This window comes from Xenorhabdus miraniensis (genome assembly GCF_002632615.1).
This window is the reverse complement of sequence record NZ_NITZ01000001.1, coordinates 402,542-416,170: the sequence shown is the minus strand read 5'-3', so window position 1 is coordinate 416,170 and position 13,629 is coordinate 402,542. Positions and strand designations below refer to the sequence as shown.

Below are 13,629 nucleotides of genomic sequence, written 5' to 3'. Positions count from 1 at the left end.
ACGTGGATAGGCTGGGTGTGTAAGCGTTGCGAGACGTTGAGCTAACCAGTACTAATGAACCGTGCGGCTTAACCTGACAACACCGAAGGTGTTTTGGGTAAGGGTGAGAGAGATAACCGTTTCAGAGAAAGAAAAGCAGCTTGTTCGGGATTGAATACAGGATTTGTCTGGCGGCAACAGCGCGGTGGTCCCACCTGACCCCATGCCGAACTCAGCAGTGAAACGCCGTAGCGCCGATGGTAGTGTGGGGCCTCCCCATGCGAGAGTAGGACACTGCCAGACATTCAATTAAAAGCCGGTTGCCGGTTCGAAAGGCAGCGGGAGAAAGAAATTCGGTGGTGCGGTAGTTCAGTTGGTTAGAATACCGGCCTGTCACGCCGGGGGTCGCGGGTTCGAGTCCCGTCCGCACCGCCACCGTATTTAGGGGCGTAGTTCAATTGGTAGAGCACCGGTCTCCAAAACCGGGTGTTGGGAGTTCGAGCCTCTCCGCCCCTGCCAGTTAATAACTAAGTAATAATTGATATAGCTTTCAGATTAATAGCCCAGCTAGCTTTAGCTGGGTTTTTTCTTTTATTTGTCATTCCTCTTTTTTCTGTTATTTCTCCATATAGTTTCTATCTATCTAATTTAATTGCAGGCTTTGTCTCCTGTGCATTCTCCCTATTTTTACTATAAAAACAGCCTTCAGGCAGTTATAGGTGCTTTTTCAACAGGAATTTTTAGTAACTGTTGGATAAAGGCTTGTTGATCACTGTTTTGCAGCCACACAGCGTACAGTGGTCGTTCTATTAACTCATTATCAAGTGAGGCTACGAGTTTTGGGTATTTTTCTTGCCAGTGTATTGGGAGGAAGGTTGCAGCATTCACGCTATCCAATAATTCTCTTGCAATATGTGCTGATGTGGTTGTAATGATAGGTGGATGATCATGCTTTAAAATTTGTTGTTCTTGTTGATGGAAATCAGCGCCCCATTCCAACTTAATGTAGTTTTCAACGCCTTTCTCAAGATTACGCTGGGTCGTTAATAGAACAAGCTGGATGTTACCAATCAACTGACTTTGGAACTCATCCATTTTTGGTGGTTCCGTGGTAATTAAAAGATCTAATTCACGAGAATGTAGTTGTTTGACCAGTGATTGGCGCGTAGATACCAGAGATTCGATTCTCGTTTCTTGATGGAATTTATAAAACGTATTTAACCAGGATGTCAGGTAACCTTCCCATAAGGAGGCTGTAGCCCCGATGGAAAGTTTTGTATGCTGGGCAACGTAGTTGATTTCTTTCTTTGCTAATTGCCAAGTATTCATTAGCGACTCTGCATAGGGCACAAGGCGCTCTCCGGCCGCAGTTAAGCGGATATTATTGCGATGCCGTGTGAATAAATTGGTACCCAACTGATTTTCGAGTTGGCGGATCCGAAAGCTAACAGCAGATTGTGTTAGATAGAGCGATTCAGCTGCCCGACCAAAGTGACGAGTCTTACTGACTTCCAAAAAGGTTTTCAGTAATTCAGTGTCCACATGCATCTCCAATAGTTTTTGTCGTTAAGATTTAAATATTTTGTTTTACAGAATGTCAAGCCTCCCTAATACTCCGCGCCATAATTGGTATGACATTAGAGTTAGGAGTGTGTCAGATGGCTGAAAGCTTCATCACGACTAATCGTTTTTTTGATAATAAAAACTATCCACGTGGATTTTCCCGTCATGGTGATTTCACCATCAAAGAGGCCCAATTGTTAGAACGTCATGGTCATGCGTTCAATGAATTGGATCTTGGTAAACGTGAACCTCAAACAGAAGAAGAAAAACTGTTTGTTGCAGTTTGTCGAGGTGAACGTGCACCTGCAACGACAGAGGAAAAAGTATGGACTAAATATTTGGCAAAAATTAGCCGTCCAAAACGTTTTCATACTCTTTCCGGCGGGAAACCGCAGGTAGATTCCACAGAGGACTATACCGATACTGATGATTAATACCAGCATTGATATTAATCATCTATTAAGAGGGGCAAATCGCCCCTCTTCTAATTTACCCAGACTGTTTTTGTAGTTGAATAAGTAACCTATCCATACATCGGTAGCTGAGTGCCTCCATAATATCTGGTTTTTCTATTTCTTTTTGTTCTTTTAAGTCTGCGATTGTACGGGAAACTTTGAGTATTCTGTGCCAGGCTCGTATAGATAGTCCCAATTTCAATAAAGTATTTTCCAGAAAAATGGCATCTTCAATTTTAATTTTGCAGATCTTTTCAGTTTGTTTGCTATTGAGATGAGCATTGATATACCCACATCGCTCTATTTGTATGTTTCTGGCGGTTTGTACCCGTTTTTTAACTTCATGGCTACTTTCTCCATGTTTTACTGAAGACTGACTGAGAATTCCGGGAGGAAGCAAAGGAACTTCAATCGAAAGATCAAAACGATCTAAAAAAGGGCCTGAGAGTTTGGAAAGGTAACGCAATACCTGTTGCGGGCTACTTCTGTTATGCAATCCCTGATGGTAGCCAGTTGGGCTTGGGTTCATGGCTGCAATCAGTTGAACTTGGGCGGGGAAACAGACTTTTGCTCTTGCTCGGGATATGACTATTTCACCGGACTCTAAAGGCTCACGAAGTGCATCAAGAACGCTTCGATTAAATTCAGGTAATTCGTCCAGAAATAACACACCATTATGAGCAAGAGAAATTTCTCCGGGTTTAGGTATTGAGCCGCCACCAACGAGAGCCGCCATTGATGAACTGTGGTGAGGCGCTCTAAATGGTCGTGTATGCCATTTTTGAGGGTTAACTGGATTACCAACTAAGCTTTTGATTGCAGCGACGTCTAGCGCTTCCTGATGCGTTAATGGAGGTAGCAAACTACATAACCGGCTCGCAAGCATGGTTTTACCTGTTCCTGGGGGGCCAAGTAGCAGAAGATTGTGACCGCCGGCGGCAGTAATTTCCAGCGCTCGTTTTGCCTGTTCCTGTCCGATAATATCCTGCATATCTAAGATAGATGATTCAGTTTGTATTTCTATGGGAGAAGGGGAGGATAAAGAAGCTTTTTCTCCCTTCAGGAAATGGCAGACTTGAAGTAAATGGTTTGCCATTAATGTTTCGTTCTGGGACAAGATTGCCAGTTCAGCTTGGTTCTCTGAGGAGAGAATAAGTTGCCTTCCTGCCTTTTTTGCACTCAATGCCGCTGGGATAGCTCCCGTGACTCGTCGTATTTCACCAGAAAGCGCTAATTCTCCTAAAAATTCATACTGGTGTAGCTTTTCTGTTGTGATTTGCTCTGATGCTGCCAAGATTGCTATAGCGATAGGTAAATCATATCTTCCTCCTTCTTTGGGGAGATCTGCTGGTGCTAAATTGACAGTTATCCTTTTAGGGGGATAAGTAAAACCGCTATTGATCAGAGCGCTCCTGACACGATCTCTGGCTTCCTTAACAGTCGTTTCAGGTAAGCCGACGAGTGTTAAACCGGGTAAGCCATTACTGATATGTGCTTCTATTGTGACGATGGGGGAATTGATACCAATTGTTGCCCGTGTGTGAATGACAGCGAGTGTCATGGTGCTCTCCTTAGCAAGAAAGCAGTTATCATGAATCGATAAAAAATAATAAAAAGTCGTCTTTGCCTATTTTGCGAAAAAGCTCGTAAATATATTTATCATTTCGACTGTCGTAGGATTATTTTTTATTTAGAGATAGATAATAACTTAATGTTATTTATGAATAATGTAATAACCGGAAGTCTTCCACTAACGTTTTCTAAAGGCACACAGATGTCATAGCTTTTAAACTGTTTTACTCATTTTATTAATTATTTTTTCTAATGTTTTCTTGGGAATGTATTTTGTTAATGGTAATAACTATTAACCAACTATACTAATTTGGGTTGTGTTGTTATGCCGTATTATTTGTAGCTAGATGATTAACTTATTTTTTATTATTTAGTTTGTTAAATATTTTACAAAACAAACAGATAGTGATTCTTTACGAGTGAAAAAGTAATAAATTTCAGTGGATTTATCTGTTTATATATCTATCTGAATGAAAAGTATAAATAAAATAATTTTGTTATGAAAAAATAAAAATAATCATTGTCAATGATCACAGAAAGTGGTAACTCTTAAATATACGTCAAGCATACGAGTTAAAACGAACAAAATTATGAACACATTTGTCCTAGTGATTAGCCTAATTATTGTGAGCGTGGTGGTGATTATTCCACCGTGCGGGGCTGCACTTGGACGAATGAAGGCTTAGACAGAAAAATAGCCGGATTCAAAAAAGACCCCCGCACCGAAAGGCGCGGGGGTTTTTTTTGCACGGTTTTTAGCACCTGACAACGAGCATAACACAACATCACAACGGCCAATTGCAAGGTAAACATAACAGGGGAGGCGGCAATGAACGGGGCACAATCGGTGATAAAAGCATTACGAACGCAGGGAATTGAAAAAGTTTTTGGTTATCCCGGCGGGGCTATTATGCCGGTTTATGATGCGCTGTATGACGGGGGAATTGAGCACGTGTTATGCCGTCATGAACAAGGTGCTGTCATGGCAGCAATCGGCTATGCCAGAGCAAGTGGTAAGCCAGGAGTCTGTATCGCAACATCAGGGCCGGGTGCAACAAATTTAATCACGGGATTAGCTGACGCATTGTTGGATTCTGTTCCTGTTGTGGCGATTACCGGTCAGGTGAGTTCGGAATTTATAGGGACGGATGCCTTTCAGGAAATCGATATGTTGGGAATGTCCCTGTCCTGCACAAAACACAGTTTTCTTGTGGATTCACTGGAAAAATTACCCCAAATCATGGCGGATGCTTTTACGATTGCCATGAATGGACGTCCCGGCCCTGTCTTAGTTGATTTACCGAAAGATATTCAGCTGGCTCAAGGTGATTTTACTCCGTATCTAGTATCAGATTTATCAGACTTGCCAACATTTCCATTCCCTGAGCAAGAGCTGGATCAGGCTCGTCAACTGTTGGCGTTATCGTGCAAACCCGTCTTGTACGTAGGCGGAGGCGTTGGAATGTCTGGTGCCGTTCCTGAATTGCGCAGTTTTGTTGCAGAAACAGGAATACCTGTCGTTTCCACCTTGAAAGGTTTAGGTGCTGCGGATCCTGAGCATGAGTGTTATTTGGGTATGTTAGGGATGCACGGAACCAAAGCGGCTAATTTTGCTGTTCAATCCTGTGATTTATTAATTGCCGTTGGTGCTCGTTTCGATGATCGCGTAACAGGAAAGCTGAATACCTTTGCTCCTCATGCCAAAGTGATCCACTTAGATATTGATCCTGCTGAGTTCAATAAATTACGTCAAACCCATGTTTCATTATTGGGTGATTTAAAAACATTGTTACCTCAGTTACAGCAATCTGTATCAATTCAGGATTGGCAGCAAGAAATCAAGCAATTAAAAAATGATCATGCGTGGTGTTATGACTATCAGGGGAAAAGCATTTATGCCCCGCTGCTGTTGAAACAGATTTCGGATCGTGCATCGCCTAATACTGTGGTTACAACTGATGTTGGACAACATCAAATGTGGACTGCCCAGCACATGACATTTAGCCAGCCAGAGAATTTCATCACATCAAGTGGTTTGGGCACGATGGGGTTCGGCATTCCAGCGGCAATTGGTGCTCAGATGGCACGTCCTGAAGATACGGTTATCTGTATATCTGGTGACGGCTCTTTCATGATGAATATTCAGGAGTTGGGAACAATCAAACGTAAGCAATTGCCGGTCAAAATGATCTTATTAGATAACCAGCGACTAGGAATGGTTCGCCAGTGGCAAGAACTGTTTTTTGAAAAACGTTACAGCGAAACTCTCTTAACTGATAACCCGGATTTTATTAAATTGGCGCAAGCCTTTGATATTCCCGGTAAAAAAATCACAGATAAAGCGCAAGTAAGTGAAGCTTTGGATGCTTTGTTCAACAGTGATGGCGCTTATTTATTACACGTATCTATTAATGAACTAGAGAATGTCTGGCCATTGGTTCCACCAGGCGCAAGCAACGATACCATGTTGGAGAAGTCATTATGATGCAGCATCAACTTGCTATTCAGGCAAAATTTTGTCCTGAGATTTTGGAACGAATTCTGAGAGTTACCCGTCATCGTGGATTTCAGATACGCGCATTGAATATGGATCATACAACAGATAGTGATAATGTAAGCATTGAACTCACAGTAGCCAGTCAGCGCCCCGTTAATTTACTTTTTTCTCAATTGATGAAATTAGTGGATGTTGCTGGTGTTGAGATCCAACATAAAAAATCACAATTAATAAGCGCATAGTGCGCAATCGAAGGAAGATTTAGAATGACAAAGCAAGCTGATTATATTTGGTTCAATGGTGAAATGGTGCCTTGGGCTGATGCTAAAGTTCACGTTATGTCCCATGCCCTGCATTATGGCACTTCAGTATTTGAAGGTATCCGTTGCTATGATTCTCACAAGGGGCCTGTTGTATTTCGTCATCGTGAACATATGCAACGCTTACGTGACTCAGCCAAGATTTACCGTTTTCCAGTGAGCCAGAGTGTTGATGAGTTAATGGAAGCTTGCCGTGAAACACTTCGTAAAAATAAATTGGTCAGTGCTTACATTCGTCCATTGGTATTTGTTGGTGATGTTGGAATGGGGGTGAATCCTCCTGCTGGCTATAAAACAGATGTCATTATTGCGGCTTTTCCGTGGGGCGCTTATCTCGGAGAAGAAGCGTTAGAGCAAGGCATTGATGCGATGGTTTCGTCATGGAATCGCGTAGCAGCAAACACTATCCCGACAGGAGCGAAAGCAGGAGGTAATTATCTCTCGTCTCTGCTGGTGGGAAGTGAAGCAAGACGTCATGGTTATCAGGAAGGGATTGCTCTGGATGTTAATGGTTATATTTCAGAAGGGGCAGGTGAAAACCTATTTGAAGTAAAAGATGGAATTCTGTTCACACCGCCATTTACTTCCGCTGCCCTGCCGGGGATCACTCGTGATGCGATTATCAAGTTGGCGCAGGATCTTGGCCTGGAAGTCCGCGAACAGACACTTTCTCGTGAATCACTCTATTTGGCGGATGAAGTATTCATGACAGGAACTGCGGCGGAAATCACGCCAGTTCGTAGCGTAGATGACATTCAGGTTGGTATTGGCAAATGTGGCCCTATCACCAAAAAAATCCAAAATGCGTTTTTTGGCCTGTTTAATGGTACGACAGAAGATAAATGGGGTTGGCTGGATCCCGTTAATCCTTAATAAAAAATATAACCCCCCCAACAGGCGGTCGTTCCCCGCCTGTTTTAATTGTTGAAGTTAATTAGATAAGACAGATTTGGGAGTGAAGACAATGCCGAAATACCGTTCTGCTACAACAACACATGGCCGCAATATGGCGGGAGCCCGTGCTTTATGGCGGGCTACAGGTATGACAGACGCCGATTTTGGGAAACCCATCATTGCCGTTGTTAACTCATTCACACAGTTCGTGCCGGGCCATGTCCATCTGCGTGATCTCGGTAAGCTGGTGGCAGAACAGATTGAAGCATCAGGGGGAGTGGCGAAAGAATTCAATACCATCGCGGTTGATGATGGCATTGCGATGGGACATGGTGGCATGCTCTATTCACTGCCTTCGCGTGAATTGATCGCAGACTCGGTGGAATACATGGTCAATGCCCACTGTGCTGATGCCATGGTATGTATTTCTAATTGTGACAAAATCACACCGGGGATGCTTATGGCCTCTCTGCGCCTGAACATTCCGGTTATTTTTGTTTCCGGTGGCCCAATGGAGGCGGGTAAAACACGCTTATCTGATCAGATCATCAAATTGGATCTGGTTGACGCCATGATTCAGGGGGCCAACCCAAACGTCAGTGATGAACAAAGTGACCAAATCGAACGTTCGGCTTGTCCGACATGCGGTTCTTGCTCTGGCATGTTCACTGCGAACTCAATGAACTGTTTGACTGAAGCATTGGGGCTTTCGCAACCGGGGAATGGTTCACTGCTCGCCACACATGCAGATCGCAAAAATCTATTCATCAACGCGGGTAAGCGCATTGTTGAATTGACCAAACGTTACTACGAAGAAAATGATGACAGCGCCTTACCACGCAATATTGCAACTAAAGCCGCATTTGAAAATGCTATGACACTGGATATTGCGATGGGCGGTTCGACGAACACAGTTCTGCATTTATTGGCAGCGGCGCAAGAAGGTGAAGTTGATTTCACGATGGCAGATATTGATCGCCTGTCTCGTCAGGTTCCTCATTTATGTAAGGTTGCTCCAAGTACCCAGAAGTACCATATGGAAGATGTACACCGTGCTGGTGGAGTGATTGGTATTCTTGGTGAACTGGATCGTACAGGGCTGTTGCAGCGAAATGTAAAAAACGTCCTGGGTTTGGACTTGCCACAAACATTGGCTCAGTACGACATCATGCTGACAGAAGATGAAGGTGTTAAGAGTATGTATGCGGCAGGGCCGGCCGGAATTCGTACTACCCAAGCTTTCTCGCAGGATTGTCGTTGGCCATCGTTGGATACTGACCGTGAGAAAGGTTGTATTCGTGAGCGTGCACATGCTTACAGTCAAGATGGGGGTTTAGCTGTTCTGTTTGGTAATGTTGCTGTGGACGGCTGCATCGTGAAAACGGCGGGGGTGGATGAAGGCAGCTTGATTTTCCGTGGCCCTGCCAAAGTTTATGAGAGCCAGGAAGATGCGGTAGACGCGATTTTGGGTGGGAAAATCGTGGCAGGTGATGTGGTTGTCATTCGCTATGAAGGCCCGAAAGGTGGTCCCGGCATGCAGGAAATGCTCTATCCCACGACCTACTTGAAATCGATGGGATTAGGCAAAAGCTGCGCGTTGATCACTGATGGCCGTTTTTCCGGAGGCACATCGGGGTTATCCATAGGTCATATCTCCCCAGAAGCGGCAAGTGGCGGTTTAATAGGGTTAATTTATGATGGCGATATCATCAATATTGATATTCCAAACCGTAACATCCAGTTAGATGTTAGTGAAAAAGAACTTGCTGAACGCACACAGGTTGAATTATCCCGCGGTGATGAGGCGTGGACACCTAAATCCAGAAAACGTCAGGTTTCTTTTGCATTGCGGGCTTATGCTTCGTTGGCGACCAGTGCTGACAAAGGGGCTGTGCGTGATAAGGCTAAGCTGGGGGGTTAATGGTGGCGGTTTATTCTCTTAATTCTGAACCCAAAGGAGCGGAATATCTCAAAGCCGCACTGAGTTCACCAGTTTATGATATTGCACAAGTTACGCCCTTACAGGAAATGAAAAAAATCTCTGCTCGTTTAAATAATACCATTTTGGTTAAACGGGAAGATCGCCAGTCAGTACACAGTTTCAAATTGCGTGGTGCATACGCGATGATTGCAGGTTTGAAGGGAGAGCAAAAAACCAAAGGCGTCATTACGGCATCGGCGGGCAACCATGCGCAGGGCGTTGCGTTATCGGCCAGTAAGGTTGGTGTAAAGTCTATTATCGTGATGCCAATAGCTACAGCGGATATTAAAGTTGATGCAGTACGCGGTTTTGGTGGGGAAGTGCTGTTACACGGCGCAAACTTCGATGAAGCGAAAGCAAAAGCGATCGAAATGGCAAAAGAGCATGGCTACACCTTTGTTCCCCCGTTTGACCACCCTACCGTGATCGCGGGTCAGGCAACTTTAGCGATGGAATTGTTGCAGCAGGATGTTTACCTTGACCGCATCTTTGTTCCGGTTGGTGGAGGGGGATTAATTGCGGGGGTCGCAGTTCTTATCAAACAACTTGTACCTGAAATGAAAGTGATAGGCGTGGAAGCTGAAGATTCCGCTTGCCTGAAAGCCGCGCTGGAAGCTGGGCATCCGGTTGATTTACCAAGGGTTGGATTATTTGCGGAAGGTGTAGCAGTTAAACGTATTGGTGATGAAACATTCCGTTTATGCCAGCAATATGTTGATGATGTGATTACGGTAGACAGTGATGCCATTTGCGCCGCCATGAAAGATATTTTCGAAGATGTCAGGGCAATTGCTGAGCCTTCTGGTGCACTGGCATTGGCGGGATTGAAGAAATATGTCCAGCAACATCAGATTCAAGGAGAGCGGTTAGCGCATATTCTTTCTGGCGCCAACGTGAATTTTCATGGTCTGCGTTATGTTTCAGAGCGCTGTGAGCTGGGAGAGCAACGTGAAGCTTTGCTGGCGGTCACTATTCCTGAACAAAAGGGCAGTTTCCTGAATTTTTGCCAAATATTGGGAACCCGTGTTGTGACAGAATTCAGCTATCGTTACTCGGACTCCACCGATCCAAGCAAAGCCTGTATTTTTGTCGGTATCAGATTAAGTCGTGGAAATGCTGAACGTCGTGAAATCATTGAAGAACTAAAAGCCTCGGGATATCAGGTCGCTGATTTTACTGATGATGAAATGGCGAAACTGCACGTTCGCTACATGATAGGCGGCAGACCATCCAAGCCATTGCAGGAGCGATTATTTAGTTTTGCCTTTCCTGAATCTCCGGGGGCGTTGCTGAAATTTTTGCAAACATTGGGCACGCATTGGAATATCACCCTGTTCCATTATCGTAGCCACGGCACAGACTATGGGCGTGTATTGGCTGCTTTTGAGCTTTCAGGCTCGGAGTTATGCTTTGATCGCCATTTAGATGAGTTAGGCTATGAATATCATGATGAAACAGAAAATCCCTCATTTAAATTATTTTTGACTTAAGCAATTAATAACAAAATAGCCCCCTTTTGGGGGTTATTTGCTGATTTTACTCTTTATTTTTATTCCTTATTTTTATGCTTTTTATCTGTGGTGGTTGGGTGGGCCAGCCAAATTAGAAAGAGCATGATCAGGAAAAGAAAGGCGAATAACCAATAAATTTCATTGGCAGCGATAATCAGCCCCTGATTAGTGATTTCGTGCGCCAATTTACTACTGATCTGTGCATGTGACAGGCCAAATTGCTGCATATTTTCATAGGATTGGGTTGCAATGGGATTATAGGGGCTTACTGCTTGTGTAAGTTGGACATGGTGAACTGACTCACGGTTCGACCAAATAGTTGTTGTGATAGAGGTTCCTACCGATGTTGCCAGAGTGCGCAGGAAGTTGAACAAACTCACCGCAGAGGCAATTTTATCAGGTTTAATATCGGATAGGATGATGGCGTTAAGCGGCATAATCAGGCAGGCGATGGCGAATCCTTGCATAAATTGAGGCCAGGCTGCGGCGGCAAAATCCATAGAACGTTCGAAAGTATAAGCTCGCCAGAAGAAGCACAAAGTAAAAACAGTAAAACTGAACATTACCAGATAGCGCATATCGATTTTTGAACCGAGACGACCAATAAGTGGTGCAAGAATGATTGGCATGATACCCAAAGGAGCCAGAACTAATCCTGCCCAAGTTGCGGTGTAGCCAAACACCATCTGTAATAACTGAGGTTGCAGAACAAGCGTCCCGATGTGAAGCAAAAATGCCAGACTGATACACACTGTCCCAATCGTAAAATTACGGGATTTAAATAACGATAAATCAATGATAGGGGCGTTGTCAGTTAGCTCCCAGATAATCAGAAAAGTGAGGCAAACCACTGCGATGATGGCTAATGTAATAATTTCCGATGAGCTAAACCAGTCAAGTTCTTTCCCGCGGTCAAGCAACAACTGAAAGCAACCAACACCAGCAATCAATAAAATCAATCCTACCGCGTTAATCGGACTCGTTTCTGTTTTCGTTTCCCGATCCTTGAGTAATATCCAGGCGATAGCAACAACCGCCAAACCGAATGGAATATTAATCAAAAATATCCAACCCCAATGATAACTATCACTGAGCCAACCGCCGAGAATAGGGCCACAGACAGGAGCAACCACGATAGTCATCGACCACATCGCCAATGCCATGTTGCGTTTTGGCTGGGGATAGTTATTCAATAGTAAACTTTGTGAGAGAGGCATAATTGGGCCTGCGGCAACGCCTTGTACAACGCGTGATAAAATCAGCATTTCCAGGCTATTGGATATGCCGCATAACCAGGATGCGATAATAAATAAGATCGTTGATGCTAAAAAGACACGGACCTCACCGAACCGTTTTGCCAGCCAACCAGTTAATGGAATGGAAATCGCATTGGCAACGGCAAACGAAGTAATTATCCAAGTCCCTTGAGAAGTGGAAGCACCCAGATCACCGGCAATGGTCGATATTGCAACGTTAGCAATTGTCAGATCCAGTATTTGCAAAAAAGCAGCCAGTGCCAAGGCCAGTGTCAGCCAGCCCAGTTTGGCTCCCGATAATGGTTTATGTGACATATTGATCTCATCCTTTGCTGGTGTTCATCGAAATAATGTCACTAATCAACGAGTCAATTTCTTCGGTGTCGTAAGACAAAACATCGGTTTGATACACTATCCCTTGGCGAGGTACTTGGGCGAGGACTACGCCGTCTTGATTTCTGGTATCAATAGAGGCGTGCATAGATAACCCGATGCGCAATGGGTAATCAATGAGTTGTTGTGATTCCAGAGTAATTCGGACAGGCAGTCGTTGGACAACTTTTACCCAGTTCCCAGTGGCATTTTGAGCCGGCAATAAAGAAAAGGCACTGCCCGTCCCCATATCCAAACCGACAACTTTACCTGTATAAGAAACGTCACTACCGTAAAAATCGCTGGTTAGCGTTACAGGTTGACCGATGCGAACATGGGTAAGCTGGACTTCTTTGAAGTTTGCTTCCACCCAAAGCTGGTCAGCAGGAACGATAACCATGAAAGGAGCCCCATTTTTAATTTGTGATCCTACTTGTACATTGCGACGAGATACATAACCTGTGACGGGGGCGACAATACGGGTGCGCTGTAAGGTTAACCAAGCATCACGGAGCCGGGTTGCCGCCAGTTTAACAGAGGGCTGATGTTTCAGCGGGGTGTCGATAACCATTGCCTTGTTGGCATGATATTGTTGCTGCGCAAAACGCAGTTCAGACTTTGCCATCTGGACATTATTACGAGTATGGATCAGGCTTTCTTTCGCGATGGCACCCGTTACCCCTAAATGTTCACGTCGTTTTAGATCATCTATTGCCTGCTGCAATTTTGTCTGTTTCAGATCGATATTGGCTTGCAATTTCTCATTATCAATCATGACCTGATGAGTTTGCCGGACACTATTGGCAAGTACATTTTTTGCCCGCTCAAAAGCGTGCTCAGCATCAATGGCATTCAAGCTCACCAAAATGTCGCCCTGACGGACAAAATCAGTATTGTCAGCATGAATACTTGTTACGCTGCCTGAAATCTGTGCCATTACCTGCACTTGATTGCCAACAACATAAGCATCTTCGGTTATTTGATAATGGCGCAGCACAGTAAACCAATAAGCGAGATAACCTAAGCCAGCAGAGACAAATAGCAGGGTTGCAAGGAGCAGAGCCAGTTTACGTTTTGATTTTTTGTCTGTAATTACTGACGATTTTGGCATTATTTTTTCCACCATTTTTTATCATCACAATGCGAAAATAGCGTTATTTATGTTTACCTGGTGTTGGCTTTTAAAATGAGCTTAATGGAGAGGTAGATTAGTGGTGGGGGAAATTTTT

Annotated in this window: 11 protein-coding genes, 2 tRNA genes and 1 rRNA gene; 10 read left to right on the top strand and 4 right to left on the bottom strand. The window is 44.2% G+C overall.

Going from position 1 to position 13,629, the window contains the following annotated elements:
- The first annotated feature begins 166 nt into the window (after positions 1-166).
- The 3 genes from rrf to Xmir_RS01835 all read left to right on the top strand — a co-directional run bounded on the left by rrf (position 167) and on the right by Xmir_RS01835 (position 498).
- Positions 167-282, top strand: a 5S ribosomal RNA gene (gene rrf, locus Xmir_RS01845).
- 55 nt (positions 283-337) lie between these two features.
- Positions 338-414 (top strand) — tRNA-Asp (locus tag Xmir_RS01840).
- 8 nt (positions 415-422) lie between these two features.
- Positions 423-498: transfer RNA gene (locus Xmir_RS01835), tRNA-Trp, on the top strand.
- 186 nt (positions 499-684) lie between these two features.
- Here the strand turns inward: Xmir_RS01835 and hdfR are convergent.
- Positions 685-1,521: an HTH-type transcriptional regulator HdfR gene (hdfR, locus tag Xmir_RS01830; RefSeq protein ID WP_208620372.1), complete on the bottom strand. Its 837-nt coding sequence runs from the start codon at positions 1,519-1,521 to the stop codon at positions 685-687.
- 116 nt (positions 1,522-1,637) lie between these two features.
- Here hdfR and Xmir_RS01825 point away from each other — a divergent pair, with 116 nt between their 5' ends.
- Positions 1,638-1,976: a MaoP family protein gene (locus Xmir_RS01825; RefSeq protein ID WP_099112763.1), complete on the top strand. Its 339-nt coding sequence runs from the start codon at positions 1,638-1,640 to the stop codon at positions 1,974-1,976.
- A 55-nt stretch (positions 1,977-2,031) separates the two neighbouring features.
- On the opposite strand, the gene Xmir_RS01820 is transcribed toward Xmir_RS01825, so the two are convergent.
- Positions 2,032-3,558: a YifB family Mg chelatase-like AAA ATPase gene (locus Xmir_RS01820; protein ID WP_099112762.1), complete on the bottom strand. Its 1,527-nt coding sequence runs from the start codon at positions 3,556-3,558 to the stop codon at positions 2,032-2,034.
- Positions 3,559-4,159: 601 nt separating this feature from the next.
- On the opposite strand from Xmir_RS01820, the gene ilvL reads away from it, so the two are divergent.
- The 6 genes from ilvL to ilvA all read left to right on the top strand — a co-directional run bounded on the left by ilvL (position 4,160) and on the right by ilvA (position 10,751).
- Entirely contained in the window at positions 4,160-4,255 is a 96-nt protein-coding gene (gene ilvL / locus Xmir_RS01815; protein ID WP_099112761.1) for an ilv operon leader peptide, read from the top strand.
- Positions 4,256-4,398: 143 nt separating this feature from the next.
- A complete protein-coding gene (gene ilvG, locus Xmir_RS01810; RefSeq protein ID WP_099112760.1) occupies positions 4,399-6,054 on the top strand; it encodes an acetolactate synthase 2 catalytic subunit in 1,656 nt (551 codons plus the stop codon).
- Positions 6,051-6,308, top strand: coding sequence for an acetolactate synthase 2 small subunit (gene ilvM, locus Xmir_RS01805; RefSeq protein WP_099112759.1), 258 nt, complete (start codon positions 6,051-6,053; stop codon positions 6,306-6,308). Before ilvG ends, ilvM begins: the two co-directional genes overlap by 4 nt.
- A gap of 24 nt (positions 6,309-6,332) precedes the next feature.
- Positions 6,333-7,259 (top strand): branched-chain amino acid transaminase, encoded by a 927-nt coding sequence (locus Xmir_RS01800; protein WP_099112758.1) that lies wholly within the window; start codon positions 6,333-6,335, stop codon positions 7,257-7,259.
- Positions 7,260-7,350: 91 nt separating this feature from the next.
- The gene (gene ilvD / locus Xmir_RS01795) at positions 7,351-9,201 is read left to right on the top strand and encodes a dihydroxy-acid dehydratase (protein WP_099112757.1); all 1,851 of its coding nucleotides are present in this window, start codon (positions 7,351-7,353) and stop codon (positions 9,199-9,201) included.
- Positions 9,201-10,751 (top strand): threonine ammonia-lyase, biosynthetic, encoded by a 1,551-nt coding sequence (ilvA, locus tag Xmir_RS01790; protein ID WP_099112756.1) that lies wholly within the window; start codon positions 9,201-9,203, stop codon positions 10,749-10,751. The genes ilvD and ilvA overlap by 1 nt, the downstream gene beginning before the upstream one ends.
- A gap of 59 nt (positions 10,752-10,810) precedes the next feature.
- Here the strand turns inward: ilvA and Xmir_RS01785 are convergent, their stop codons facing one another.
- Both Xmir_RS01785 and emrA read right to left on the bottom strand, forming a co-directional pair.
- The gene (locus tag Xmir_RS01785) at positions 10,811-12,343 is read right to left on the bottom strand and encodes a DHA2 family efflux MFS transporter permease subunit (RefSeq protein WP_099112755.1); all 1,533 of its coding nucleotides are present in this window, start codon (positions 12,341-12,343) and stop codon (positions 10,811-10,813) included.
- Between the two features lie 7 nt (positions 12,344-12,350).
- Entirely contained in the window at positions 12,351-13,511 is a 1,161-nt protein-coding gene (gene emrA / locus Xmir_RS01780; protein WP_422646011.1) for a multidrug efflux MFS transporter periplasmic adaptor subunit EmrA, read from the bottom strand.
- Positions 13,512-13,629: the final 118 nt, after the last annotated feature.